The following is a 26,350-nucleotide window of genomic DNA, read 5'->3' on the forward strand; positions in this document are numbered from 1 at the left end:
TATTCTAAATTACGATCCCACGTAATTTCGCAGAAAACCAAAGAAATAAGCTAAATGCGAGTTAACAGAAAGTTTGGCTGTTGATAGTCGAGTTTTATATAAATAGCCCCGCGATTGCGGGGCTATAGTTAGGGGGTAAATTACTGTACTACTGGCAAGTACTTGGTGTATCTAGTTTCCATGCTCCCCATGGATTCACACCAGGTTCTTCATTTTGATTCCACCAGCCTGCGACATAGACCTTGCTATTGTGCAGTACTTTGTCACCTTTGACGTAAACGTTGCTCGCGTTCCAAGGTGCTGGACAGCTGCTCGCCACTTTTACCAATACGGTTACAGTTTGACTCGTCTGCAATGCACCATCGGAAGCAGTTACAGTGAAGTCGTAATTAGTATCTTGTGTTACCGAAGGGGCAACCACACTAATTGACGACCCGTTATCTGTTACGTCGACACCCGCAGGTAGCTGCCAGCTAAACGTCAGTGTATCACCATTTGGATCGGTACTTGCGCTTACATCAATGATAAAGCTATCTCCAGCGTTTACCTGAGCAGGCGCAGTGACAACCACTTCAGGTGGTAGGTTACCCGCAGAGCCTCGAACGGTAATGGTGACATTTTTCGTTGCGGTAGCGCCCTTGTCATCGGTTACTGTCAACGAAAAGACCAAGTTTTCATTCGTTGCAGGACTTGGAGCGGTAAAGCTAACTTGCGCTTGGTTTGCCCCATTTAGTGCAACAGATGTTCCCTTAATTTGCTTCCATAAGAAACCAACCACTTGACCATCAGAATCGCTAGACTGAGAACCATTAAGAGTCACAGCTGCACCACCATCTACCGTCTGATCAACGCCCGGATTGGCTACTGGTGGGATATTGCCATTGCTGTTTGCCAACCCTTCATGCATCGCATTTAAGATATCACCATTGTCAGCGTCGATTTCCCATGAGAATAAGCCGGCCAAACCGAGACTTCTTACATAATTACCTTTTGCTTTAACAGAGCGAGGGTTATCGAAAGTGACTAATTTGCCATTGCTACGATTCCAGGCCCATGCTGCTTCGGCTTGAGTATCGTAGCCAACTTCAAAGCCATTAATGCCGTTGCCACTCGCCCCAACCATGTCAGACTTTACGTTTTTGTAGTCAATCACACCGTCTTGCCATACACCCTGAGCAGAGGTGCCTTTCAATGGACCGTTACCAACGCCTGTCATTGGGTCGCCCGCAACGGTTAAACTGGATTCACTCACGCCTTCCCAGCCTCGACCATACATAGCTGCACCAGCAACGATTTTGTTGGCTGGCACACCTTGTTGAAGCAGTAAGTCAATACCATTGCTTGTGGTATATGCTGGACCGCCATAAGGGGTTCCGTCCGGTGCGTTACCTACTCCTTCACACTGTCCTGGCGCCATGAAAGTTCCGCAGTTTAAAGCAGCATGGTGACCTAACACATTGCTCCAACCGCCATAGAAGTCATAGGTCATAGCAAAGATGTAGTCCATATGCTGTACAGCTTGCGCGTAATCCACATCGCGAATCTTGTCGTAACCCATCCCTATTGCAGAGGTGAGTTCGTACTTACGGCCAGTCGATGCCTCTAATCCATTTAGCATGGTGCGCAGCTCTTGCATGAGTGCTATGTATGCAGGCCCATCATTCACTGGGTCACCTTTACCGGGAGCCGCGCCATCACCACCGGGGAACTCCCAATCAATGTCGACGCCATCGTAGAATTTCCAAGTTTCTAAGAAGCGTTTTACCGATGCGACGAAGGTGTCTCGGTTCGCTTTGTTAGTGAAATCGTAGAACGGATCAGAAAGAGTCCAACCGCCAATAGAAGGAACGATCTTCAGGTTCGGGTTGTTTTTCTTTAACGCCATCAACATGGCATAGTTACCGCGAATCGGACTTCTAGAATCGTGCCCAGCCTGTGGGAAAGATTTCTGGAATGCTGCCCAAGGATCGTGAACCACTACCTCGTAATCAGGCACGTCGCTACATGCCGTGACTAACGCACGGTGTCCCAGAGGATTGTCTCGTTTCAACGAATCATTAGGCCCACATATTGGAATAAAGCCATACAAGATATGAGTCAGGTTATCTGCCGGTATGTTGTCGACAGTAAACGCTCTTTCATAGATTCCCCATTCCACAAAGTAAGTACCTACTACCGTGTTAGGTGGCGTTGTATAATTCTTATTGTTTGGGTCAACATTCATAGTCAACGGATCTAGATGGGAACCATCGGTATCGGCTACCACCAGCGAGTATTCTGGTGTAACGCTACATACGGCACCATCACAGACCTCTATCTTCATGTTGTATTTACCACCTTGTGCATACTTGAAGTTTGCGATGGTGGTACTGCCCGATATTGGTCCAGATGCAACTTTTACATTGTCAAAATACACGTTGTAGGTGTTGCCCGTGGTTCCACTCCATTGGTTAAATTTGATGTTGATATCGGCTTCTGGAAAGTACTGAACCATGCTGTTATAGCCAGATACCGTTTCTAAATTAAGTTGGATTTTGGAGAAGTTAAGGTAGTTGGAGCCATCCATATCTATTTGTGGGATGGTCGGTGCCGCCATTGCTGTCGAAGACAGTGCCAAAGCAATCGCCGATGCGCACCAAGTGAATCGATTCATAATGTATCTCTCATTTGTTTTTTCGCAGTAACTGACCACCACAACCGCCCTAGATGGGGTCATCGAGACTTAGTATTTGAGAACAAATTAGAGAGTTGAAAAGCTATCAAGAGAGTTCGCGATCAAAGCATGCCAAAACCACACTTAACTCACACCTTGTTACATTGTGTCGATAAACGAATGTCAAAAATTGTCAATTAAGATTAAAAGTTGGCATCACAAGCCCAAGAAACTGGGTTGTTTAACAAGTTTAGAAAGTGTGATTTATAAAGGCAGGTTAAATAGTGCAGGCGCCCGCTGCAAAGGAGACTTCCATATCTTCCATGCCGACTGAAAGTGCATAGCAATGCTCAGCGTGCAAAGATAAACACTCAAATACCCGTTTATCTAGCTTGACGTCATTTACCATCTGTAACATGCAAGATAAGGTTTTATCCAAACTCAACCCAGCTCGATAGGGACGAGACTGAGTCATGGCCTGAAAAACATCAGCAACCGCAACGATTCGACTGGGTAAATCCAGTTGGTCACCAGATAACTGATTGGGGTAGCCAGAGCCGTCAATTCGCTCGTGGTGATTGGCAGCCCAGCTAACCACATCCGGCATCATTAAGAGCGCCTGAAGTGCCAGTCTGGTATCGGTCGCGTGATGTTGAATGGTTATGTATTCGTCTTGGTCTAGGCTATTTGGCTTATGCAATATATGAGTTGGAGTATGTAGCTTGCCGAGGTCATGTACTAAGCCAGCAAGATAAAGTTTCTTCTGATCTCGTATTCCGAATTCAAGCTTTTTCCCTAAAAATCGGGTCAGTTCCGCCACATAGCGGCTGTGGTAAAAAGTAAATGGACTTTTGGCATCAATGACTTTCGCCAGTAATTCTGCCACGTTTATCACTTCATCCAATCCGAGCTGTCTAGACACCAAATTAGGTGACAGTGCTGAATTTGCAAACACACGTACTTGGTCGCGAGAAATCAATAAAGCATCTGGGTTTGAACTTAGCCAATTGAAGGCCGCTTGAACCAGATCTGGGTGAAACAGGTGGGGAGAATGTTGGGTAAGTTGAGTCCCGATTCGATTTACCAAAGAGGTTGTGTCGTTTGTGTACCCTTCATTTTGGTTGATGGAGTGCAAGCACTCGATTCTATCCGCCAAAAAAACAATTGCGGCGAGGTCTTTCTGATTTTGGTCGAGCGCCATAGACTGCAAAGTCGACCAAGGGGTATGGTGATAGTTAATAGGGCAAGCCAAATGTCGCAAAGAACGGCAACTCGCGACTAAACGCGCCCCTTTCAAACAATGCTGCGCCATATCTTGTGGATCAAACTCTAGTCGAATTCGATCACGCTCATCCGACTGTGACACACCGACGTCATGGATGAGTCCACATACAAAAGCATTATCACAGGTTAAGCGACTGTATTTTGCAGTTTGCGCGATGTGATAGGCCAGGTATGCCACTCGATGGCCGTGACTTGAATCATCGGTACCAATGGCATCCAGAGCATCAGACACTCCGAAGACAACATCTAAAAACTGCGCACCTTCATCAGGCAATGTTGTTTCAAACATAACTACAGGGCTTGACCTTAATAAACATGACACATATTTACTTAACCACATTAACCACAATAAAAATAATGTTAAAAAACAAGACTGTGATCCAAATTCCGTTGCACAAGCAACTTGTGCCACAAAGCAAAATACAGTTTGACAAACGAAAGAATATCAACGGCTTTATTGAGTTTTGGCCGACATTACGTCATCGAAACTCCCCGTCTAGCGAGGTTACATTTCTACACCAGGTTAAATTTTCGCTAATTGATAAAGAACAAGTTTCCACAACTCTGATTGACAGTTCTGATAATAGAACAGCGAGAAACTTGTGGTGTGCATCGTGCGTAAAGTTATGATTCAAATAACTTATTGCCCTATTTTTGACCTGCCAATAAAAATTGAAATCCCTTACAATTTTGTGGACTGCCTAGCACGTGAATTTACCTTTCATCCGACCAGTTATGCTAAACTGCGCGCTCAATACCCGGTCTCGACACGAAATCTCGACATGAAAAAGGCGTTTATCCTTACCTTAGCTTTGTTAGCTGGATTTTTTTTGCCCGAAGCCATTAATTGGTATTCAGAGCAGGCCGCCAACAAACAGCTAGCAAAAACACTCGATGACGCCTGTGTGCTTAGCACCAATGGCTGTGAGGTGGATTCTGTCAGTGTGCAATTTGAATACGATATTGTTCATCCACTCGTTCCAAGTGAGTTATCTGTAGTGTGGCCGGACAAAGCCGTTCAAACTCTTGATGTCACGTTAGAAGGTGTCGAAATGGACATGGGTATATCAAAGTTTCGCCTCAGCCAAGATGGGTCGGGGCAATTTGTTGGCGATATTCTTCTACCTGTCTGTACGACTGAAAGTATGAACTGGTTAGGCGAAATTACCGATGGCAATCAAACAGTCAAAATCACAGTAAGGATGGAAAGATGAGTAAAAATTGGTCTCTCGTTTTAGTAGTCGCCTTCGCCCTAGGTTTTGGTGTAAAAACCTATTTGGATAAACAGCCGTCAGATGAAGCCGCTACACCTTCCAATGCCGTTTTTGTCGGTGGCCCTGATAATTCGCAAGTCGATTTATTCGACCCACAAGATACGCGAACTCGAATTGTATACTTTGGGTTTACACGTTGCCCGGATGTGTGCCCGACGTCACTGGCTATGTTAGCTGGTGCGCTAAACCAATTAGATGAGAATGTAACGAGCCAATTACGTCCCATCTTTATCTCGCTCGACCCTGAGCGCGACGCAGCAGAAGCATCCCATCAGTATGCTCAGTTTTTCCATCCCATGTTGGAAGGGTTGTCTGCTCCGATAGAAGTCACGAAGCCCATTGCTGATCAGTATGGCGTCATATTTAGGAAAACAACGTTGGAAGGTTCAGAGCTTGAGTACACACTCGACCACAGCTCTTATTTTTATTTCCTAAAACCCAATGGCGAGCTGATCACTAAAGTGCCTCACACCATGACTCCCGCGCCTCTGGTTGCCGCAATAAAAAAACTAAATCAAGGATCCTAAATCATGCGATTTTTAACCTTTTTAATGTCAGCTCTATTCATTAGCCCATTTGCAATGGCTGACCACCACGGTCATGACCACAAACACGGTCATGACAACGACATCATGGTTCATCACGCTTATGTTCGTGCTACCCCCCCTACGGCAGTTAACAGCGCCATGTTCGCTATGGTGATGAATAAGTCAGATCAAGACAGAGTGATCGTTAGCGCTTCTGTAGATTCATCGGTCACTGATATCGTTGAACTGCACGATGTGATCACCGAAGGTGATGTAATGAAAATGCGTCAGGTTCAGCAAATTGTCGTACCCGCTAACGGCAAGGTAGAACTTAAGCCTGGTAGCCTTCATGTTATGTTTATGAAGCTTAAAAAGAGCCTAAATGAAGGTGACGAGCTCATGGTGACACTCACGTTCAAAAACGGTGAATCGATTGAAGTCAAAGCACCAGTTAAGAAAGTCGCGAGTGCAATGAAACATCACAACCACGACCACTAATATTGGTGATTGACAAAAATGCCGCTTCACATTGAAGCGGCATTTTTTTAGGTCCCACTGACCAGTCGCGGTTGAGTTTGGTTTGAGCTTGGCGACCTAAACTTTTGGGTATTCTGTCTGGCTGAAATCGAGTCGAGGCTCGGCATTCTCAGTTTCAACGCTAGTATCCGCACCAGGACTTTCGGTAGCAGTTGCCTGTGTCGATGTGGTTTCTAATCCGGCTTGCCCGGCTTGTGTCGCACTATCTGATTCACTTGTTGCGTCTTCACCGAGATCTTCATAGAGCGGTAAGTCTCGTTTGTACAAACGGTTCAAAGCTTTGATCATGGAATGTTTGTTAACTCGATTATCTCTAATCTTGCGAACCATCGGCTTAGTAACGGCTTGCAGCCCGACCACAGTATCTACGCCAATATTCATTGCAACTTGGTCACGAAGTCGTTTGGCTCCGTCATGACCTAGCTGAGCTGCGATAAAAAGCCAAATGTAAGATAAAGCATTGCCCATTCCCGTGCCCTGATTCATCCAAGTTTGTCCAGCCAAATACATGGCTTCCAAATCACCTTTTTCTCCGGCACGTTCGAACCAGTAACAAGCTCGCTTATTGCTCGATTTACAACCAACGCCTTCCAAGTAACACTGACCAAGTTGACGCCTTCCTTTGTTACTGCGAAGAACCGCGGCGCGTTTATACCAATTGTAAGCCGCGCTCGGATTAGGCTTGGGATTCTCATAGGACTTTGCCCAATCACCAAGCCATAAAATGGAGGGAATATGATTCTTTTGCGCTGCCTTTTTGAACGCGGCAACCGCCTTGGGGATGTTCTTATCGGTACCACGGCCACTAAACAAAGACTCCGCCATTTCATAGTGCTTTTCGAGGTCGCCTTCATGGGCCGCAATCGCAGTCAGCCAGAATTTGGCTTGTTCTTTCAGAATTAGGTCATCACTAAAACGCTGACTAATACGGACCATGCCGTACATGCCCGTAATGTTGTCAGCTTTAGCTGCCTTGTCATACCAATAGAGCGCCTCTTTGTAGTTTGTGCGCTCGGCCTCTTTGGCCAAAAACAACATAGTAGGAATATTGCCAGCTTCCGCCTTGGCTACTCGTTCATCGCGCTCTTTTTTACGATGTTTTTCAATCGCTTTTCTATTGGCAATCTCTCGCTCTTTGCGTTCAAGTTCAATCCGCTTTTTTCGAACAGACAACACCAACATCCACGCCACCATAGCGAGAAGTAATAGTCCTGTTGCCCCAATGGCCATGCCAACAATGTTCATTAATACCTACATTAACGCCTGAACTTATGGTCCAGCCTTATTTGCTTTGTACAAAGTCCCATAGTAATCGTTCACCTGATCTTTGTTAACGAAAAAGCGTTCCTAAACCGTTTTTGCGGCTATTTGTAGTGAGATAGTTGATGGAAGTCTGACTCACATACAAAATAAGCTGCATATCATGATGTTAATAATAGGTAATATGTACAGAATTCGCTCAACTTTGACACTAGCTATGCCAAATTGAACTCAAGATACTGAATTCAGAGCCCGTGACTCTTGCCTATTTCAAAGAAGATAATGCGGTGGAGTGACGAGTCGTTTCCAATCTCTTTCACGAAGAAATCAGCGAAAAGATGAAAATTTGAGTAAAAAACGAACTTGCATAGCAAGATCAACGCAAACGATCACGTTAAGATGAGAAAAGCAAAACTTGACCGAAAACAATAGAAGATCTAGGTCACTTATTTTATAATGCGAATTAATGCATTTGTACAGTTTATAATCTAAGCACTAAGGGCAAGACATGAGACTTATCCCGTTAAACAACGCCGCTCAAGTGGGCAAATGGTCTGCAGCGCACATCGTTAAACGCATCAATGATTTCCAACCAACTGCTGATCGTCCTTTTGTACTAGGACTACCAACAGGTGGTACGCCACTAGCAACTTACCGCGCGTTGATTGACATGCACAAAGAAGGTCTAGTGAGCTTTGAGCACGTTGTTACGTTCAACATGGACGAGTACGTAGGTCTTCCAAAAGACCACCCAGAGTCATACCGTTCATTCATGTACACCAACTTCTTTAACCACATCGACATTAAAGAAGAAAACATTAACTTGCTAGATGGTAACGCTGACGATCACGAAGCTGAATGCCAACGTTACGAAGACAAAATCAAGTCTTACGGACGCATTAACCTGTTCATGGGTGGTGTGGGTAATGACGGTCATATCGCATTCAACGAGCCAGCATCTTCTCTTGCTTCACGTACTCGTATCAAAACACTTACTGAAGATACACGTATCGCGAACTCTCGTTTCTTTGATGGCGACATCAGCCAAGTTCCTAAGTACTCACTAACTATCGGTGTTGGTACTCTATTAGATGCTGCTGAAATCATGATCCTTGTAACGGGCCACAACAAAGCACAAGCTCTAGAGGCAGCCGTTGAAGGTTCAGTTAACCACTTGTGGACAGTGTCTGCGCTACAGCTTCACCCTAAATCCATCATCGTATGTGATGAGCCAGCAACGCAAGAACTTAAAGTGAAGACAGTTAAGTACTTCTCTGAGCTAGAAGCTGAAAATATCAAAGGCTTCTAAGCCTTCGCTTTGCACTAGCGTGTAGAATCGCAATGCCACCCACAGGGTGGCATTTTTGTTTGCGCCTACTTACTCACTCACAAATAACCAATCAACGCTCGGAAGCTCGATGAACTGCGTTCATTGTGAAACAACTCAATTTTTAGCCAATAAAAGCTAGCTCTGCTCACAGCAAAATGTTTCATTTTTGTTAAGGGCGCAAAAATGGAGCAATGCTATGTGGTTCAGATCTCTGTTGGTTGTATTGTTATTGGTATCAAATACCGCAAAATCTGAGCTGCTCGTACTAACGTCATTCCCAGAATCATTCGTACAGCCTTTTCGAGCCGCGTTTCAGCAACAGTTTCCTGACACTAACATCCGTTTTTTAAACAAAAAAACGCCAGCTATTGTTGCCCACCTCGCCCAACACAGAACACCAAAACCAGATCTCGTCTGGGTGTCGTCCCCCGATGCAATGAACCTTATGCTAAACATGAAGGCGATTTCAGAACCAACTACATTTGCTTGGTCTGAACTGGGCTTCTTTTGGTCCGAGTCATTTACTCAGCAAAACCAGATCCGAGAGCCTAAGTCATGGTCAGTGGTATTGTCAGGTGACTACCACGGCCTAGTGGGAATGAGTGCGCCGATTCGATCTGGCACCAATCACCTAATCATCGAAGCGATATTGCAACAACATGGATGGCAAAAAGGCTGGGCGTTGATCAGCCAACTCGGAGGTCAGTTAGCGACACTTACCGCGCGCAGTTTTGGTGTAAAACAGGGGATTTTGAGACAAAGATTTGCTGTTGCACCGACAATCGATTTTTTTTACAAAAGTGCTCGTGAAAATGGCCACCCCGTAAAATTCGTCTCTCTGCCGGATGCTCCATTAATTCCAGCTCAAGTGGCAAAAACACGTAATGCGCCTCTCCAAGCTGAGAATTTTGTTTCCTTTTTATTGTCTCAACTTGGCCAAGATTTGTTAGAGCAACCGCAGATCAATCGTATCTCTTTGCGAAAAGGAGAGCATAAGAACTCCAACGCGAAATCGACACCATTTAACGCTCAACTATCTGCCGCTCGTTACCACACTGTCAATCAGATATTTGATGTGATGGTTGAACATCGCCTGCCAGAATTACAGCGCTTCTATTCGATTTGGCACAACATTGACCTGCTTAGCTTGAGCGCAGAAAATCAAGAGCGGGCAAACAACGCTATGTTAAGTGTGGTCGAAGTTCCTATCGATGAAGCCGTGGCGACCGATCCTAAACTGAACCAACAGTTAAGCCCGCAATTTCGCTACGACCCCAACTCGCAAAGAATGATCCAACGGTGGCAAGTCGAACAAAAGCAAGTGGCCGAAAACGCTATCGCTACGTTACGAGCCATTGAGCAATCAGTTGACCAAGGCGGAGCTCCATGAAAAAAAGACACAGTATTGCCACGAGGATTTTGCTGTTTTTTGTATTGTTGGTATCACTAACGATATTGTTGGCGGTAACCAACATCATCTCCTTGACCAGCTTAAACACCCGAACCCAAGATCTGCTGCACACTCACCTTCCACCTTTGGTAAACGGGGCCCAAATTGCGCAAATTGGTGGAAGAATTACGAATGATGCCAATATCTTAGCGACTCATTACGACCGAACAAAAATTGAAAGCAGTAAAAAGCGTTTGGGTGAAGAACTGCCAAACCTGCAATTATTAATCGCCCCCCATTTTGTCAACGACCCAAGAGCGTCTGAAAACCTCTTTACTAAATTGACGGATAACCTTGATGCTATATTTGAAAACAGTATTGAACGGTTAGAGCTCGTCAGTCAGCTAAACAGCACCAATCAACGCCTTCATTGGTTACAAGTAGACTTCACCGAAGAGGTTGAGCCGCTTTTGGCGGACGGTCGTTACAATGTCGATCTTTGGTTTACCAAATCTTCTTCAACAACCGAACTAAACCAGCGTTTACTTAAACAAGAAATCGACACCTTATCTCAGCTCACAGAGCTGCGATCTAATGTCAATTTAACATTGGACCTACTGCAACGCGTTTCCTTATTTACTCAAACCTCAGAAGTCATTGCAGCGCAAAACCTAATTGACGAGAGCATTGCGATCACCCAAGAGCAATCAAAACCACTAAATAACGTGCCCAGTACCGTCACTTTGCGACAAATGGCGACTCAATTAGAAGACTATGCTTACGGTCCTTCAAATCCGGTCGATACCAGTCTAAAAGTCATTTTGTTGACTGAACAAAATGAGGTACTACTAGAAGACAATGCAAAGCTAATTGAGCAAATTAAAACGCTCATTGATACAAGCATTCAACGGGTCAATTCGGCAAGTGAATTACTGACAAGCCAGCAATCGCAACTCATCCAAGCAAATGAGCAACAAATGAACGCCAGTATGACTGCCATACTGATTCTTACCTTAGTTATTGTTTGGTATTTGCGGACACAGATACTTAACCGGTTGTCTCATATTTTGTGGACCATGCGCCACCTCGCTCGAGGGGAAGAGGTTGCTCCCCTAGATGCAAGAGGAAAAGATGAACTAGCTCGTTTGGCTGAAGCCACCAATGTATTTCAAAAAAGAACCCTGCAAGTACGCGAGTACACTGACCAACTCGAACAGAACAACCAACTGATGCGGCAAGAAATTCAAATTAGGATCGAGGCCGAGCAAAAACTAAAAACAACCCACAGAGAATTAATACAGGCAGGAAAACTCGCGGTCCTGGGACAACTGACAACGGGCATTGTTCACGAATTCAGTCAGCCTCTAGCAGCAATCCAATCTAATAGCTACTTGCTAGAACAGTATCTGGAGAACAAACGTTATTCTGATGCCGCAGTTAAACTCAAAAAGATTGACCAAATCGCCGACCGCGCGACCAAACTGTGCCAACATCTCAAGTCCTTTGCTCGTCAAAGCGATGAGCAAGTTCAACCAACCCCGCTGTTAAGTACTTGGGAAAATGCTCTGCAGTTATTTACCGAAAAGCTCATCAGTATTGAGGTAAACACTTCGATTGACAGCGACCTTCTTGTTGCCGCCAATCCCATTCGTTTAGAGCAGGTTTTTGTCAATCTGCTCAGCAATAGTATCGATGCGGTCGAAGCGAAAAAAGAACAACAACACTTTGCTGCACATATCGAAGTTTCGGCTCAATTGCTCAATAAACAAGTTTTGGTTCGCTTTCGAGATAATGGTTGTGGAATGTCCCAAGATGACATCGACCAATTGTTTGAACCTTTTTTTACTACCAAAGAGGTTGGCAAAGGTTTGGGGTTAGGTATGTCTATTTCTCACAACATCATTACAGATTTTGGCGGAAAGATTACCGTCAGCTCACAGCCCAGTTTAGGCACGGAGGTACAGCTATGTCTCAATACCACATCATTTTAGTAGAAGACGATCCAGACTTGAGAGAGAGCCTGACTGAAATCTTCGAGCTTCACTCGATAAAGGTCAGTGCCTTTCCCAATGCTGAAAAAGCGCTACCACTTATCCAATACAGTTCTAAAGCAATCATTGTGTCTGACATTCGAATGCCTAATATGACAGGTATTGAGTTGATGGAACACGTCCATGCCACCGACCCCAGTTTCCCGGTCATCTTGATTTCAGGACACGCGGATATTGAACTTGCTTTGCGCTGTGTAAAACTTGGAGCCTTTGATTTTGTCGAAAAACCCCTACGACCGGAGCGCTTGGTCAGCTTGGCTCAAAAAGCCATTCAGCATCGACAACTCACTTTAGAAAATCGCAAGCTGAAACGTGATTCACCCCGCCACGTCTCATTAGACGAAGTGCTGCTTGGTCAATCCGATGCAATGAGAAAACTCAAGGAGCGACTGATTACACTCGCTGATGCGGACATCAATATTGTTATCAACGGCGAAACGGGTACCGGTAAAGAAATGATTGCCAGAACCCTACACAGCCAGTCAGCGCGAAGTAACCACCCGTTTGTTGCCATAAACTGTGGTGCCATGCCAGAAAACTTAATTGAATCAGAGTTGTTTGGACATGAGCAAGGTAGCTTTACCGGTGCAGCCAAGAAAAGAATAGGTAAGATTGAGTACGCCTCAGGAGGCACCTTGTTCTTAGACGAAATTGAAAGTATGCCAGCTTCCGCTCAAATTCGCTTGCTCAGGGTGCTTCAAGAAGGAGAGCTGGAACGTGTTGGCAGCAATCAAACTATCAAGGTTGATCTCAAAGTCTTGGCTGCCTCTAAAGCTGACCTGTTGACCTTGTCACAGGCAGGCGAATTTCGGCAAGACCTCTACTACCGCCTGAACGTTGCAAGCTTGCAAATTCCACCCCTCCGAGACAGAAAAACGGATATCCCTTTGCTGTTAAGCCACTTCATTAACCGCTCTCAAGAGCGTCTCAATAAAACTTGCCAACCACTTTCACCTCATCAATTTCAGCAACTAATCGCTCACGATTGGCCTGGGAATGTTCGTGAGTTAGTCAATGAAGCTGACCGTTTAGTCCTAGGCATTTCAGATATTGTCACTCCCTACGACCAACCTGAATGCACAAGCTTGTCGCATCAAATGGCTCAGTTTGAAAAACAAGTTCTTCATCATGCCCTGATCTGTTTTCAGGGACATATTGGCGAAACTGCAGCACATCTAGATATACCGAGAAAAAACTTATACCTGAGAATGAAAAAGTATGGACTAAGTCGAGAAAACTATTCCGATGAGCCCAGTCTTGAAGAGTAGGTCATTTTTGACCTACACAATTGAGCTATTATTCCCGAACTGACCTATTGTGAGAATTTAAACCAACATAAGGCGTTGATAAATATACATTTAACATTCTAAAAGCATTGGCACAACAATTGAGTTACTAATAGTGAAACGAGATGTTTCGCCCTACAACTCAAGGAGTGCATAATGACAAATGGATTCAAAAAACTCAGCATAATCACCACAATCAGCTCAGCACTATTTGCCAATTCAGTCTTGGCAATGAATGATGAAAAATTGGTTATTGTTACCTCGTTTCCTACCGATGTAACCGATGTCTACAAGAGCGCATTTGAAAAGAAATACCCCGGTGTGAATGTCGAAATTCTTTCTAAAAAAACCACCGCTGGTATTAAATATCTACAAGAAACCTCGAGTAAAAATAGCTCTGACATATTCTGGGCCTCTGCTCCTGATGCGTTTGAAGTCCTCAAAGACAACCAGCTGCTTGCTGCATACCAACCAAATGTCGCTGGTATCCCAGACAAAGTCGGTACGTTTCCAATCAATGATCCGGATGGTTACTACTTAGGTTTTGCACTCTCCGGTTATGGCATGATGTGGAACGAGCGTTACATGAAAGCCAAAAAACTCCCTGTACCTAAAGAGTGGGAAGACTTGGCCAAACCTGAATATCACCGACACGTTGGCATGTCCGCACCATCGCGTTCAGGCACTACCCATTTAACCGTAGAAGCGATATTGCAAGGTCAAGGTTGGCAGGAAGGATGGCAGACGCTTAAAGCGATTTCGGGCAACTTTAAGACCGTCACCGAGCGCAGTTTTGGGGTGCCCGATGGTGTAAACAGTGGTTCTTTTGGTGTTGGTATTGTCATTGACTTCTTTGGGCTATCTTCAAAAGCGACCGGGTTCCCTGTCGATTTCCACTACCCGACCGTTACCGCGTTAGTCCCGGCTAATGTTGGCAAAATCAACAATGCCCCAAACAGCGAAGCGGCCAAAGCTTTCATTGATTTTCTGTTGTCGGAAGAAGGGCAATTACTTCTTCTAGACAAAAAAATTCAGCGCTTGCCTGTTAATCCCGCTGTGTATTCACAAACACCGGAAGGCTTTCCAAATCCATTTACTGGCCAAAAACTGGGAACAGTCGACTTCGACCTCGATTTATCTAAGTCGCGCTACAACGTGGTAAACAGTTTGTTCGATGTGATGATCACCTACCGACTCAAAGAGCTCAGAGAGGCGACAAAACTTATTCATCAAGCAGAAAAACAAGCAACAGAAGCCAACAACAGCGAAGCACTAACACTGGTTGCTCAAGCTAAAGCTCTCATTAATCAGATGCCAATTACTGCACAGCAAGCAAGCGACCCAGAATTTGCGGCAATTTTTACCAAAAAACGTAAAAAACAGTCCGACAAAGTTGGGGCTCGTCAGGCTGAAATTGAGCAATCTTGGGACAACCAAGTGGTTGAGAATTACGAGCGTGCCACCGAACTCGCCAACCAAGCATTAGATTTGATCTAATTCTAATTTCCTCCCCCTGTTTAGCGAATGGGCACTGACATTTCAGTGCCTAGGGGGCTTTTTATTCCAATAACGGAGACTCTCATGAGTAGTGTTTCTCTTTCTCAGCCTGACAATAATAATGCGCAAAAACGATCTGGCTGGCTAAAAAAAGTTCGTGAAGATTGGGGCTTATATTTAAGTGCTTTGATCATTGCAATCTTTATCTTGGTCTTTTTGTTTGTTCCCGTGGTAAAGGTCATTTTTGTTGCATTTCAAGACACTAATGGTGACTTATCACTGGTCAACTTTAAGGACTTTTTCAGTTCGAGCTTATTTCGCGAGTCCTTTTTTAACTCATTCTACGTCGCCTTTATGTCTGTCATTGTGGCGTCCATTATTGCCATGCCATTGGCGTATTTCACTAGTCGATTTCAATTTAAAGGCACGGTGTTGATTCAGACCTTGGGCATTGTCCCTCTCATCATGCCTCCGTTTATTGGCGCGGTAGCGATGCAGCTGCTATTTGGTGAAAACGGAACCATGAACTTGCTATTAGACGAGTATCTGGGCTTTACCATTCCCATCATGGAAGGCTTAAATGGTGTGATATTCGTACAGAGTGTTCACTATTTTCCATTTATCTTAATTAACCTTTCCGCTGCGCTGCAAAACATCGACCGTTCCATGGAAGAGTCCGCTCAGTCTCTTGGCTCTTCTGGCTTAAAACTCTTTCGACGCATTGTGTTCCCATTAGCCATGCCAGGCTATGTCGCCGGAGCGTCTTTAGTTTTCGTTAAAGTCTTTGATGATCTGGGAACGCCGCTCTTACTGAACGTTAACAACATGCTTGCACCTCAAGCTTATCTGCGAATTTCATCGGTGGGTATAACCGATCCGATGGGCTACGTCATCTCGGTAATCCTTGTGGCATTTTCAGCGTTTGCACTTTGGGTTTCTTTCTTAGCATTGAGAGGCAAAGATTATTCAACCACGCAAAAAGGTGGCGGTGGACTCTCTAAACGAGAATTACGCCCAGGTGAGATGATTGGGTGTTACGCCGTGATAGGAATTATCCTTCTATTGGTTCTTGCACCTCATTTCGCGCTATTGCTTCTGTCTTTCGGTACGATTTGGTCGTTCAGCCCATTGCCAGATGCCTATACATTAGATCACTATTCTACCGCTATTACTCAAGCGTCAGGGTTCATTACCAACACCTTGATGTATGCCGGTATTGCAGGATTGATAGACATTGTTCTAGGTACCGCAATCGCCTATTTGGTCTGGCGAACTAAGATTGCGGGTAGAAAGTGGCTCGACTTTGGTGCCATGGCGGCCCTTGCAGTGCCTGGTGTGGTATTAGGTATTGGTTACCTTCGAACGTTTTACGATGTCGAACTGCCCATCGTTGGTTCTTCAATGGCAACTTGGTGGGGAATCATTGTTATCGCATTGGCCGTAAGACGATTGCCATATGCACTCCGATCTTGTGTCGCGGCATTGCAACAAGTGAGTCCATCACTTGAGGAAGCCTCTGAAAACTTAGGCGCTAGCCGAACCACCACGATAAGAAAAATTGTTGTACCACTGATGGCCGCCGGTATTTTAGCAGGCTTTGTCACCGCCTTTGCTACCGCTGCCGTTGAATTGTCCGCCACCATCATGTTGGTATCTAAAGAATCTGACGCTCCCCTTGCCTACGGCTTATACCTCTTTATGCAAAGTGCCGCTGGACGAGGTCCGGGAGCCGCTCTTGGTGTCATCGCCGTGCTGATCGTCGGTTTAGCTACCTACATCTCTCATACGATTGTCGAACGTACCCGTGCCGCCCATGGCGCGAAAGAACACTAAATTAAGGAAATGATTATGAGTTTATCCCAGTCAAAGCAAGTCGGAATCAAAATCGACAATCTGTCTCTTTCATTCGGTGAAACCGAAGTCTTAAAAGGTGTGAATTTGGACATTCAACCCGGGGAGTTCTTCGCTTTTTTGGGCCCCTCGGGTTCAGGTAAATCCACATTGCTGCGAGCGATTGCCGGCTTTGGCCCCGTGCCTAAAGGCCAAATACTGATTGATGATGAAAACATCGTTGACCAACCACCATGGAAACGCAATGTCGGCATGGTGTTTCAAAGCTATGCGTTATGGCCACACATGACCGTATGGCAAAACGTCGCTTACGGATTGGTAGAGCGGAAAGTGGCCAAAAATGAGATAAAAAAGCGGGTAGATGAAGCGCTTAATCTGGTAGGTTTACTCCATCTTGCAGACAGAAGACCGTCTCAGTTGTCCGGGGGGCAGCAGCAACGTGTTGCCATCGCGCGCACCGTGGTGGTAGAACCAAGAATTCTGTTACTCGATGAGCCTTTATCTAATCTTGACGCCAATCTGCGTGAGCAGATGCGCCGAGACTTACTGGAACTCCAGCGTCAACTTGGGTTAACAACCATTTTTGTCACACACGATCAAGAAGAAGCGAATACGATTTCGGATCGTATCGCAGTGCTAGACCAAGGCATTATTCAACAAGTCGGGAAACCGATTGACCTCTACGACAATCCGGCGAATCGTTTTGTAGCGGACTTCTTAGGCACGGCAAATGTGTTAAATGGATCGATAGAAAAATCAGGCACACACACCTTGTTCAAATCGCCAAGCGGTATCCATTTCCCATTTAACAGCAAGCCTCAAAATGACATTAGCCTAATCTTTAGACCTCAAAGTCTCTCGATTCTCACTGCAACAAGTCATACACCAAGATCGGATATTGTACTTGATGGAACGGTTGTTCAGAGTGAGTTTTTGGGCCATTTGATCCGCTACAGCGTAGATGTCGGTGGTCAAACTTTAATGGTCGACGATCCTCACCATCGCGGTGCCGAACGCTACAATTATGGCAGTCAAATCAAATTGTCATTAAACCCAGAGCAAGTGGTCACGCTGCAATAGCAGGCCGATAATCCAGTGCCACCTTGTATAGGTGGCATTTTTCGATGGTTTTGATTTAGCAATGGTTATTTCACTTCTAATCCATCACTTTCCACATCATTTGTTGTCTTTCTGAGATCACATGGCTCAGTAATAGTTATCAAGCTGACTTGAATTATCCGCTTCCGCTGCATTTACTTAAGTCAGGATATTAGTTTTTAATTTGGCGCTGCAAGCTACTAATAAATATGATAATAGACTCCAATCCACCCGTGGCACTTGGCGCGCATTTAGACGTTAATGGCTGTAATTTTGCGATACATGCTCCGAGTGCTAAATCACTGTTACTCGCCTTGTATGACAACGCGGGAGATGTAGTAACGGTACCACTGGAAAAAGATAATGAGGGTGTACACTCCACCTATGTATTTGGTATTGGCGAAGGCCAGCGCTATGGCTATTTGGTCGAAATTGAAGATAAAACTTGGTACGTCAGCGACCCTTATGCCAAAGCGCTTGAATCCGCGCTTTATTACCTTCCACCATTCAGCGCTGAAAAAAGCCATTCTCTACCTAAGTGTTTGGTCACTTCTGACCAGTTTGACTGGCAAGGTGACCGCCCGTTGTTTCGCCAAAAAGAACACACAGTTCTGTTTGAAACTCATGTAAAAGGCGTGACCCAATTGCACCCCGATATTGACCCGTGTCATCGAGGGCGATATTTAGGGTTAATCAGTCCAGCGATGTTAGATTTTTATCGACATCAAAATATCACCGCCCTGCAATTATTGCCTATTGCCGCTTGTATGCCAGAGCCGCATTTGCTTGAGCAAGATAAAACCAACTATTGGGGTTACAACCCGTATTGCTTTATGGCACCTGACCCTCGTTACGCTGAATCGAATGCGGTATACGAGTTAAAAACGGCCATAAAAGTACTGCACCAACATGGCATTGAAGTGATTTTAGACGTGGTGTACAACCACACTGCTGAATCAGGTGAAAAAGGCCAGATATTTAACCTCAAAGCTTTGGATAGTCATTATTACCTCGTTCACGGACATACCCATTGTAACTACACCGGATGCGGTAACACGCTGGATCTTCGCCACCAGCCCACTCTCAATCTGGTGATGGATACACTCAGACATTGGGTAAGCGAATACCATGTTGACGGCTTTCGATTCGATTTAGCGGCAACGCTAGGCAGAGAAGATACACAATTCAATCCGGGAGCACCTTTGTTTAAGGCGGTGGCGCAAGATCCTGTGCTCAAAGGTATCAAATTAATCGCTGAACCTTGGGACATTGGACCCAATGGCTATCAAGTAGGCCAATTCCCCGTTGGTTGGAACGAGTGTAACGACAAACTTAGAGATACCATGCGCAGTTTTTGGCGTGGAGACGAAGGTTTGCTGACCGAGTTTGCGACTCGCCTCATGGGTTCTCGAGACTACTACAGCGCGGCGCATTGGCCACAAAAGCTAACCGTTAACTACATTACTTATCACGATGGCTTCACCATGCACGATTTGGTGTCTTACTCTCAAAAGCACAACGATGCGAATGGAGAGAACAATCGCGATGGCCACGGTGACAATCGATCCAATAACTATGGCGTAGAAGGGCCGAGTGACGATGAGGCAATAATCGAAACTCGCTATCGGCAAAAACGTAACTTTATGGCCAGCTTGCTATTTTCCTTTGGGATTCCCCATATTCTGATGGCAGATGTTCTCTCTCACAGTCAAAATGGCAACAACAATGCCTATTGCCAAGATAATGAGATCAGTTGGCTCAACTGGCATTTGGATGCCAACAATATCGATTTTCAGCAATGGCTCGCCGATGTTGTTTCTCTACGAAACCAATACATGACGAGGATGATAAAGGCCTTTAGTGGCCCCTCCCGCAACGCCAACCGCATAGAGTGGTTGCGCGTTGATAACGAGCCACTGCAGCACGAAGATTGGGCCAAACACAAAGCCATCATGCTTCAACTCGGAGAATCCAGCGACGGACTGGAGCTTTTGTATTGCATCAACCAGTCAGTCGCTCCGGCTCGATTTATTTTACCACTCGATAGACGTCAATCGTGGTGCATTCTGTGCGACACTCAACATTCAGACACTATGATTCCCGTCTTAGAAGATGAGTTACTCATTGCACCCCGCAGCATGGCTATTTTGTTCTACGACCCAAATCCGAGCGAGTTGGGTCGGCGAAGCTAATTTTTACAGCACCTGCCAAATGGCCGACAGACCGCTTAACGCACATAACGTTAAAGCGCCATAGCGAATGTGTTTTTTGGGTAAGCGATGCGTGGTTGCCATTGCCACCTTGTAACCCAGCCAAGATGCGGGTAGCAATGGGATGGTGATCCACAAGTGATGTAAGGTGAAAAATCCGGCGGGGATTTGAATGATTAACGAAATCAGAGAGCTAAAGACAAAAAATGCAGAGAGATTTCCGCGTAAGTGGTTGGCTTCTTGATGCTGTAACAACAAAGCCATGGGAGGGCCACCGATTGAAGAGCTAGTGCCAAATAACCCTGAGAAAAAGCCCGCAATACCCATCCGGGTAGGCGTCGGTTCTAGCCGAAACGGCAACAAGCTCACCGCCACAGCAAATAGTACCAACGCACCTATCCACAATGAGAGCACTTCAGCCGATGCCATCACCAACAAGAAGCCACCAGCAATAGAGCCAGGTACTCTGCCAATAAGCGCCATTTTTAGGCCACCAATCTCGACACTGGCTCTGTGTTTGACGGCATTGAGTAAAGACAAAAACAACGCCACCAGACATATTGGCGCAGGAATGTAATCGGGAGAAACCGCAAATAACAAGGGGGCGGCGACAATTGCCAATCCAAAACCGATCGCAGATTGTACAAAAGAACCGATGAAAATCAGCACAATAGCCAGGATTCCGGCTTGATTAAACCATAACTCCAAGAGAGCTCCTCAATACGTTAGATTCATTTGACGACTTTAACTCACGGTCCAAACTCATAACCTCACCGCATGAGAAGAAACGGACATAGGCAACACTTAATAGCGTTGCCTAAAAACCAAACTTGAGGTCATCAGAAAAGAGTAACTAGGGTGTGTTTACCTAAATCACGATCATACTCTTTTCACTGTTTAACTGCACGCTAAACCGCCTACTCGGTATGCTCTAGAACCTTTAACGAAAAACCTTCGTCTATCCAGCCTGTCACCCCGCCAATCATCTTTTTTACAGGGCGACCTAACTTGGCCAAACGGATGGCAGCTTTTTCCGTTCCATTGCAATGAGGACCAGCGCAATACACAACGATTAGCGTCTCTTGCGGAATGTGGTTCAGTGATTTCTGGTTTAACCTAGGGTGAGGAATGTTGATCGCCCCATCAATATGCCCACTCTGGAACAAGCTTTCGCCTCGGACATCAATTAACACAAAGTCCTGTCTTTCATTAGAAAGTGCATGATGGACATCCCAGCAATCCGTTTCGAATTTCAATAGAGACTGGAAATGCGCCAACGCCTCTTCAGAACTGGCGGCTTGAACTCGAGCTACTGCACTAGACATAACAACTCCTTATGTTTATCTCGTAACGTCTGTGTAGGGACAGTTTGCTGATTTTTTACAAGTTACGAAACTGACTTGAAAGACATTACCCGTTAACTTTAAGCCAATTAAAATGTCTGCTAGTCTGTCATCGATTCTCTTATCGATTACAACTGAACACGAGTCTGCTATGTACAAAGTCGCGTTATTGCTGCACCCGGAATCTTCCCTTTTTGAACTCGGCTGCGCCACTGAACTATTTGCACTGCCTCGTCCAGAATACGAAAACTGGTATCAAACCGAAGTCGTGACACTAGGTGGAGAACAAGGGCAATGCTGTGGTGGCGTTACGCTCGGTTGCAAACAGGTCAAAAGTTTAGATGCCTACCACACACTTGTAATTACCAGTTGGCCACATCAAAGCAAAGTAGATGAGCATACCAAAGCTGAAATTCAAAAGTTTTATCACCAAGGTAAACGCATCTTGTCCTTTTGTTCGGGTGCATTTTTGCTGGCGCAAACCGGTTGTTTAGATGGCAGACCTGCCACAACTCATTGGCGATATGAAGACAGTTTTCGCCAACAATTTCCTGCAATTCAATACCAAGACAATGTGCTCTATGTTTATGACGGTATTATCGGGACATCGGCTGGAAGCGCTGCAGGGCTCGACTTGGGGTTACAGGTAATAAGGGATGATTTTGGCTATGACGTTGCCAATCAAGTCGCAAAACGACTGGTGATTCCCGCTCATCGCAAAGGCGGCCAAGCGCAGTTTGTCGACAGCCCTATACTTGCCGTACCCAATCACTTTTCTTCTGCTATTGACTGGGCACTTGAGAACCTGTCTGATGCGTTTACAGTGGATCAATTGGCATCTAGAGCCAGCATGTCTCGGCGGACTTTTGATAGGAAATTTAGAGCTAGTTTTGGAGTGTCTGCCAAGCACTGGCTTATCGAGCAACGAGTCGAGCGTGCAAAGGTTCAATTGGAGCAAACTAGCCTACCAATAGATAACGTTGCGCAGCGCGCTGGGTTTGAATCATCAGAAACCTTGCGGCATCATTTTCGTCGCAAGTTGGGGATTTCACCAATCGAGTACCGAAAACAGTTTCAAGCAAGCCAGAGCGCGGTACTAAGCGGCTAAATCTGAGCCGCTATTTTATCGACCAAAGCTTGTGCCAGTTTGTGCGTTGCTAAGGTTCGGCTGATATGGGAATCCGGCACACTTTGCTTATTCACACAGTCCAGCCAGTGGTTAATCATGGTGGTGAAACCTTTTGAAGCCAAAGTCGGCGTCCAGTCCGGTAGTGACACGCTTTTGTTCATCCCATTTTCAAACACCTCAGCACGCCAAAAGTCTGGGAGCTCAATCAGCCTATTGTGTTGGTGAATTTGAATCTGCTCTTTAGTCTGCCCTGCTAGTCGATTCATTGATGCTTCATACAAAGCACCAGCCACTTGCCAACGAACGTCGACTCTCGCGATTTTTGATTGATGTTTTTGCACTCGCACATCAACATCGTTGAGGTCGTCTTTGGCGCACATATTGATACTGTCTAATGGATGAATGAAGTCGTCAAACACGAAGGTAGTGAGTTCACCGGGTAAATTGTGCCGATGTTTTTCCCAACGAATACCTGTCACGGATGACCATGTGTCTTGAGTCAACCCTAGGTGTTCAAAAATAGGTAAGTGTCGGCGGTTAAAACCAGTATAAAGTACAGTTTGGTATTGCTCAGAGAGCTTATAGAGATGCTCGACGTCTTTCAGGTTATCAGCCAGCGGTTTATCGACAAACGTTGCGATACCTTTGACAAGAAAGAATTCAGCCATGGTGCTGTGAGCCGATGTGGCTGCGTGAATCATGACGGCGTCTACACCAAGATCGGGCAGTTGTTTGTAGTCCGTCGTCGATTGGGAAATTCGGTATTGCGCACAAAGCTGATTGAGCGTGTTGCCATCGCGAGTGCATAATACTAACTCAATATCTGGCATTGAGGTAAGAATTGGAAGATAGGCCTTTTGGGCAATATCGCCTAAACCAATAACAGCAACTTTCATACGTTTCACTCTATGTTCTCTGGCGTTGGATAAAACATTATCGAATCTGGCCAAAATAGAGAAATAGTATGTTGAACTTTGCGCAATGGGTAGTTAAAGCTTTTCGACGTGCAGAAGAGGAGCGGCATCAATGGCACGAGCATTCATCATGTTAGATAAACGCTGCACAGATGAAAGAATTTGAGTTTGTTCCCACTCGTCGAGCTGTTCAAAAGTTTTCACAAACGTGTCTTGTAACGGCTGAGGTGCTTTTTGTAATACGGCTTTGCCAGCTGGTGTTAAGTAAGTGTTCACGACTCTGCGGTCTTTTTTACTACGCACTCTGGTAACCATCTCACGATTTTCCAAACGATCAATGATAGTAGTCGCCGTTGCTTGGCTCATATTGGTCTCAACTGAAAGGGTTTTGATAGTTACTTCACCCAGACGTTCAATGGCTTGCATCAACACCAATTGAGGCCCGGTGATTCCTAACTCGCGATTGAGCTTTTTGGAGTGTAAATCTACCGCGCGAATGATTTGTCTCAACGCCACCAATACTTCTTCGTGTCGTTCCAAAAGTCATGCCTCCTCTGACAAGTAAGTAAGATTGAGGCGTTACCAAGCCACAATTGGCCTAGTAACGCCTTTTAATAACTTACTTAGCCGCCGCTTTTGCTTCTGCAATCCATGCATCGAACTGGGCTTGGTTAGCTTTAATCCAACCATTGACGTGTGACTCAATATCTTTCATTGAGTTTTTGCCTTGGCTCATCATCATATTCTGAGCACTCACGTCATTGATATTGAGTTTAATGATGTCGAACAACTTAGCCGCCGCAGGATTGTTCTCGGTAAACTCTTTATTGGCCACAATACGCATAGAGTTCATTTCAAAGCCGTAATTTCTACCGTTTGATAGCGTTGTATCCGTTCCGTCACGCTCTCCAGGCAACGCAGAGAACGGTACTTCAAGCCAAACCACATCTTTACCCGGTACCAACACACCACTTACCCAATACGGAGTCCAGGTGTAGTACAGAATTGGTTCGCCTTTTTTATAACGAGAAATCGTATCGGCAATGATAGCCGCGTAGTTACCTTGGTTATGATCAACGGTTTTATCTAGGCCAAAGGCTTCAATTTGGTGTTCGATAACCAGCTCACAGCCCCAGCCTGGATCGCAACCAGTAAGGTCTGCTTGCCCGTCGCCATCGGCATCAAACAACTTCGCCAATTTTGGATCTTTAAGTTGACCAATATTGGTAATGCCGTATTTTTCAGCGGTTTTTTTATCAATCAAGTAACCTTGCGCAGCCCCACTGATGTATTCGCCAGCACGGAAGAAATTGCTGTCACCACCTGACTGAGTGTACTTGTCAGCATGAAGCGGGTACCAGTGTACTGCGAGGAATGTCGCATCACCTTTAGCAATAGATGCATACCCAACGTTGTAGTCCACTTCTTTGGTTTCTTGTACATCGTAACCGAGCTCTTCAAGTGCCCGATTCACAATCAGAGTTTGGAATGTTTCTTCAGCAACCGTAGACTGTACCGGTTGGACGGTCACACCTTTACCAGGCATGTCGTTAGCGAAAGCTTGAGTTGACGCCAGCGCAACAGCGCCAGCGGTCAATGCATGCTTCCAAGATACATTGAATAATGTACTCATTTGTTCTCTCCTAGTTTGTTTAGGTCCGTGTTGTTTGAGTTTTGTTTGGGGCGTACGAGTAAAGAAATAGGCCCGGTTTGATACCAACGAGTTTTAGAATCGCCAGAACGCTCACCAATGGTTTGGGTGATTCGGTCAAGCAAGATCGCCATGATGACGATGCCCAAGCCGCCTACTGCCGCGAGTCCCATATCCAGACGACCGATTCCTCGCAAAACCATTTGTCCTAAGCCACCAACCGCAATCATTGAGGCAATCACCACCATAGACAAAGACAGCATCAAAGTTTGGTTAACACCCGCCATAATTGTAGGCAATGCGAGCGGCAACTGAATGCGATATAACATCTGTTTGGGGCTGGCTCCGAAAGAGTGCCCTGCTTCAATCAAATCTTCTGGTACTTGCTGAATACCCAAAATGGTCAAGCGAATGACTGGTGGAAGGGCAAAAATGATAGTCACGACAACACCAGGCACATTACCGATACCAAACAGCATTACGATTGGGACTAAATATACGAATGCTGGTGTGGTTTGCATGGCATCCAGCAAAGGCCTGACAAATTTGGCGGCTGTATCGCTGCGCGCTAACCAAATACCAACTGGCAGGCCGATTAATAAACAAAAGAACACAGACGTCATTACAAGCGACAAGGTCACCATGGCCTCTTCCCATACGCCGATCAGGCCAATGCTCAGCATGGCAACCAAAGATCCAACTCCGAGTTTGAGTCCGGAAAATTGCCAAGTCAGCAAAAATAGAATCAGCAGCATAAATGGTGCTGGTGTCGAAACCAACGCCGTTTCAAATGAAGTCAGGATAAAATCAACGGGCACTCGGATTGCCTGAAAGACGGGACGGCCGTAGGTCACTAACCAATCCAACCCGGTCTCAACCCAGCTTTCCAGTGGCACGACGGGTTCTTGAAAAGGGTTCAACCAATCAAACGCTGCTTTGTCTTCGACTTCAGCATTAAGCCATGCTCCGGATGTATCAGCTTGTTGGCTACCCCAAGGGTCAGACGCTGCCTCGGTTGTTTGACCCCATGGATCTTGATTAGTCGTAGTATTTTCAGATGACATA

Annotated in this window: 21 protein-coding genes; 12 read left to right on the top strand and 9 right to left on the bottom strand. The window is 45.5% G+C overall.

Annotation, left to right across the window (positions count from 1 at the left end):
- Window positions 1-148 precede the first annotated feature (148 nt).
- Both ACXAFJ_RS15930 and ACXAFJ_RS15935 read right to left on the bottom strand, forming a co-directional pair.
- Window positions 149-2,653, bottom strand: a complete 2,505-nt coding sequence (locus ACXAFJ_RS15930; RefSeq protein WP_475324778.1) for a glycosyl hydrolase family 18 protein — start codon at window positions 2,651-2,653, stop codon at window positions 149-151.
- Between the two features lie 277 nt (window positions 2,654-2,930).
- Window positions 2,931-4,226 carry an HD-GYP domain-containing protein gene (locus ACXAFJ_RS15935; protein ID WP_475324780.1) on the bottom strand — a complete coding sequence of 432 codons (1,296 nt, stop codon included), beginning with the start codon at window positions 4,224-4,226 and terminating at the stop codon, window positions 2,931-2,933.
- Between the two features lie 337 nt (window positions 4,227-4,563).
- On the opposite strand from ACXAFJ_RS15935, the gene ACXAFJ_RS15940 reads away from it, so the two are divergent.
- Genes ACXAFJ_RS15940 through ACXAFJ_RS15950 form a run of 3 tightly spaced genes read left to right on the top strand, consistent with a single transcriptional unit; the run spans window position 4,564 to window position 6,236 of the window.
- Window positions 4,564-5,151 carry a hypothetical protein gene (locus ACXAFJ_RS15940; RefSeq protein ID WP_475324782.1) on the top strand — a complete coding sequence of 196 codons (588 nt, stop codon included), beginning with the start codon at window positions 4,564-4,566 and terminating at the stop codon, window positions 5,149-5,151.
- Window positions 5,148-5,738, top strand: coding sequence for an SCO family protein (locus ACXAFJ_RS15945; RefSeq protein WP_475324783.1), 591 nt, complete (start codon window positions 5,148-5,150; stop codon window positions 5,736-5,738). The genes ACXAFJ_RS15940 and ACXAFJ_RS15945 overlap by 4 nt, the downstream gene beginning before the upstream one ends.
- A gap of 3 nt (window positions 5,739-5,741) precedes the next feature.
- Complete coding sequence (locus ACXAFJ_RS15950; RefSeq protein WP_475324785.1) at window positions 5,742-6,236, top strand: copper chaperone PCu(A)C; 495 nt, start codon at window positions 5,742-5,744, stop codon at window positions 6,234-6,236.
- Between the two features lie 96 nt (window positions 6,237-6,332).
- Here ACXAFJ_RS15950 and ACXAFJ_RS15955 read toward each other — a convergent pair whose 3' ends face one another.
- Window positions 6,333-7,520 carry a tetratricopeptide repeat protein gene (locus ACXAFJ_RS15955; RefSeq protein WP_475324786.1) on the bottom strand — a complete coding sequence of 396 codons (1,188 nt, stop codon included), beginning with the start codon at window positions 7,518-7,520 and terminating at the stop codon, window positions 6,333-6,335.
- A gap of 523 nt (window positions 7,521-8,043) precedes the next feature.
- Here ACXAFJ_RS15955 and nagB point away from each other — a divergent pair.
- The 8 genes from nagB to glgX all read left to right on the top strand — a co-directional run bounded on the left by nagB (window position 8,044) and on the right by glgX (window position 20,230).
- Window positions 8,044-8,844 carry a glucosamine-6-phosphate deaminase gene (gene nagB, locus ACXAFJ_RS15960; RefSeq protein WP_475324788.1) on the top strand — a complete coding sequence of 267 codons (801 nt, stop codon included), beginning with the start codon at window positions 8,044-8,046 and terminating at the stop codon, window positions 8,842-8,844.
- Window positions 8,845-9,061: 217 nt separating this feature from the next.
- Window positions 9,062-10,255: an ABC transporter substrate-binding protein gene (locus ACXAFJ_RS15965; RefSeq protein ID WP_475324789.1), complete on the top strand. Its 1,194-nt coding sequence runs from the start codon at window positions 9,062-9,064 to the stop codon at window positions 10,253-10,255.
- A complete protein-coding gene (locus tag ACXAFJ_RS15970; RefSeq protein WP_475324790.1) occupies window positions 10,252-12,246 on the top strand; it encodes an ATP-binding protein in 1,995 nt (664 codons plus the stop codon). Before ACXAFJ_RS15965 ends, ACXAFJ_RS15970 begins: the two co-directional genes overlap by 4 nt.
- The gene (locus ACXAFJ_RS15975) at window positions 12,222-13,574 is read left to right on the top strand and encodes a sigma-54-dependent transcriptional regulator (RefSeq protein WP_475324792.1); all 1,353 of its coding nucleotides are present in this window, start codon (window positions 12,222-12,224) and stop codon (window positions 13,572-13,574) included. The genes ACXAFJ_RS15970 and ACXAFJ_RS15975 overlap by 25 nt, the downstream gene beginning before the upstream one ends.
- A 174-nt stretch (window positions 13,575-13,748) precedes the next feature.
- Entirely contained in the window at window positions 13,749-15,089 is a 1,341-nt protein-coding gene (locus ACXAFJ_RS15980; protein WP_475324793.1) for an ABC transporter substrate-binding protein, read from the top strand.
- Window positions 15,090-15,173: 84 nt separating this feature from the next.
- Entirely contained in the window at window positions 15,174-16,922 is a 1,749-nt protein-coding gene (locus ACXAFJ_RS15985) for an ABC transporter permease (protein WP_475324794.1), read from the top strand.
- A gap of 15 nt (window positions 16,923-16,937) precedes the next feature.
- Window positions 16,938-18,020 carry an ABC transporter ATP-binding protein gene (locus ACXAFJ_RS15990; protein WP_475324796.1) on the top strand — a complete coding sequence of 361 codons (1,083 nt, stop codon included), beginning with the start codon at window positions 16,938-16,940 and terminating at the stop codon, window positions 18,018-18,020.
- A 227-nt stretch (window positions 18,021-18,247) separates the two neighbouring features.
- Entirely contained in the window at window positions 18,248-20,230 is a 1,983-nt protein-coding gene (gene glgX / locus ACXAFJ_RS15995; protein ID WP_475324797.1) for a glycogen debranching protein GlgX, read from the top strand.
- 3 nt (window positions 20,231-20,233) lie between these two features.
- On the opposite strand, the gene ACXAFJ_RS16000 is transcribed toward glgX, so the two are convergent.
- Both ACXAFJ_RS16000 and ACXAFJ_RS16005 read right to left on the bottom strand, forming a co-directional pair.
- A complete protein-coding gene (locus tag ACXAFJ_RS16000) occupies window positions 20,234-20,956 on the bottom strand; it encodes a sulfite exporter TauE/SafE family protein (RefSeq protein ID WP_475324798.1) in 723 nt (240 codons plus the stop codon).
- A 209-nt stretch (window positions 20,957-21,165) separates the two neighbouring features.
- On the bottom strand, window positions 21,166-21,573 hold the full coding sequence (locus tag ACXAFJ_RS16005; RefSeq protein ID WP_475324800.1) for a rhodanese-like domain-containing protein: 408 nt from the start codon (window positions 21,571-21,573) through the stop codon (window positions 21,166-21,168).
- Between the two features lie 169 nt (window positions 21,574-21,742).
- Here ACXAFJ_RS16005 and ACXAFJ_RS16010 point away from each other — a divergent pair, with 169 nt between their 5' ends.
- A complete protein-coding gene (locus ACXAFJ_RS16010) occupies window positions 21,743-22,699 on the top strand; it encodes a helix-turn-helix domain-containing protein (RefSeq protein ID WP_475325770.1) in 957 nt (318 codons plus the stop codon).
- Here ACXAFJ_RS16010 and ACXAFJ_RS16015 read toward each other — a convergent pair.
- The 4 genes from ACXAFJ_RS16015 to proW all read right to left on the bottom strand — a co-directional run bounded on the left by ACXAFJ_RS16015 (window position 22,696) and on the right by proW (window position 26,349).
- A complete protein-coding gene (locus tag ACXAFJ_RS16015; protein ID WP_475324801.1) occupies window positions 22,696-23,616 on the bottom strand; it encodes a Gfo/Idh/MocA family protein in 921 nt (306 codons plus the stop codon). The two genes, ACXAFJ_RS16010 and ACXAFJ_RS16015, sit on opposite strands and share 4 nt — an antisense overlap.
- Before the next feature lie 93 nt (window positions 23,617-23,709).
- Window positions 23,710-24,174 carry a MarR family winged helix-turn-helix transcriptional regulator gene (locus ACXAFJ_RS16020; RefSeq protein ID WP_475324802.1) on the bottom strand — a complete coding sequence of 155 codons (465 nt, stop codon included), beginning with the start codon at window positions 24,172-24,174 and terminating at the stop codon, window positions 23,710-23,712.
- 79 nt (window positions 24,175-24,253) lie between these two features.
- Window positions 24,254-25,267, bottom strand: a complete 1,014-nt coding sequence (gene proX, locus ACXAFJ_RS16025; RefSeq protein WP_475324803.1) for a glycine betaine/L-proline ABC transporter substrate-binding protein ProX — start codon at window positions 25,265-25,267, stop codon at window positions 24,254-24,256.
- Window positions 25,264-26,349, bottom strand: coding sequence for a glycine betaine/L-proline ABC transporter permease ProW (gene proW, locus ACXAFJ_RS16030; protein ID WP_475324805.1), 1,086 nt, complete (start codon window positions 26,347-26,349; stop codon window positions 25,264-25,266). Before proW ends, proX begins: the two co-directional genes overlap by 4 nt.
- Window position 26,350 lies beyond the last annotated feature (1 nt).

Source organism: Vibrio sp. ABH4_348 (genome assembly GCF_056159765.1).

Coding starts and splice junctions, on each gene's coding strand:
- ACXAFJ_RS15930 (WP_475324778.1), bottom strand. CDS start 2,653: ATGAATCGATTCACTTGGTGCGCATCGGCGATTGCTTTGGCACTGTCT.
- ACXAFJ_RS15935 (WP_475324780.1), bottom strand. CDS start 4,226: ATGTTTGAAACAACATTGCCTGATGAAGGTGCGCAGTTTTTAGATGTT.
- ACXAFJ_RS15940 (WP_475324782.1), top strand. CDS start 4,564: ATGATTCAAATAACTTATTGCCCTATTTTTGACCTGCCAATAAAAATT.
- ACXAFJ_RS15945 (WP_475324783.1), top strand. CDS start 5,148: ATGAGTAAAAATTGGTCTCTCGTTTTAGTAGTCGCCTTCGCCCTAGGT.
- ACXAFJ_RS15950 (WP_475324785.1), top strand. CDS start 5,742: ATGCGATTTTTAACCTTTTTAATGTCAGCTCTATTCATTAGCCCATTT.
- ACXAFJ_RS15955 (WP_475324786.1), bottom strand. CDS start 7,520: ATGAACATTGTTGGCATGGCCATTGGGGCAACAGGACTATTACTTCTC.
- nagB (WP_475324788.1), top strand. CDS start 8,044: ATGAGACTTATCCCGTTAAACAACGCCGCTCAAGTGGGCAAATGGTCT.
- ACXAFJ_RS15965 (WP_475324789.1), top strand. CDS start 9,062: ATGTGGTTCAGATCTCTGTTGGTTGTATTGTTATTGGTATCAAATACC.
- ACXAFJ_RS15970 (WP_475324790.1), top strand. CDS start 10,252: ATGAAAAAAAGACACAGTATTGCCACGAGGATTTTGCTGTTTTTTGTA.
- ACXAFJ_RS15975 (WP_475324792.1), top strand. CDS start 12,222: ATGTCTCAATACCACATCATTTTAGTAGAAGACGATCCAGACTTGAGA.
- ACXAFJ_RS15980 (WP_475324793.1), top strand. CDS start 13,749: ATGACAAATGGATTCAAAAAACTCAGCATAATCACCACAATCAGCTCA.
- ACXAFJ_RS15985 (WP_475324794.1), top strand. CDS start 15,174: ATGAGTAGTGTTTCTCTTTCTCAGCCTGACAATAATAATGCGCAAAAA.
- ACXAFJ_RS15990 (WP_475324796.1), top strand. CDS start 16,938: ATGAGTTTATCCCAGTCAAAGCAAGTCGGAATCAAAATCGACAATCTG.
- glgX (WP_475324797.1), top strand. CDS start 18,248: ATGATAATAGACTCCAATCCACCCGTGGCACTTGGCGCGCATTTAGAC.
- ACXAFJ_RS16005 (WP_475324800.1), bottom strand. CDS start 21,573: ATGTCTAGTGCAGTAGCTCGAGTTCAAGCCGCCAGTTCTGAAGAGGCG.
- ACXAFJ_RS16010 (WP_475325770.1), top strand. CDS start 21,743: ATGTACAAAGTCGCGTTATTGCTGCACCCGGAATCTTCCCTTTTTGAA.
- ACXAFJ_RS16015 (WP_475324801.1), bottom strand. CDS start 23,616: ATGAAAGTTGCTGTTATTGGTTTAGGCGATATTGCCCAAAAGGCCTAT.
- proX (WP_475324803.1), bottom strand. CDS start 25,267: ATGAGTACATTATTCAATGTATCTTGGAAGCATGCATTGACCGCTGGC.
- proW (WP_475324805.1), bottom strand. CDS start 26,349: ATGTCATCTGAAAATACTACGACTAATCAAGATCCATGGGGTCAAACA.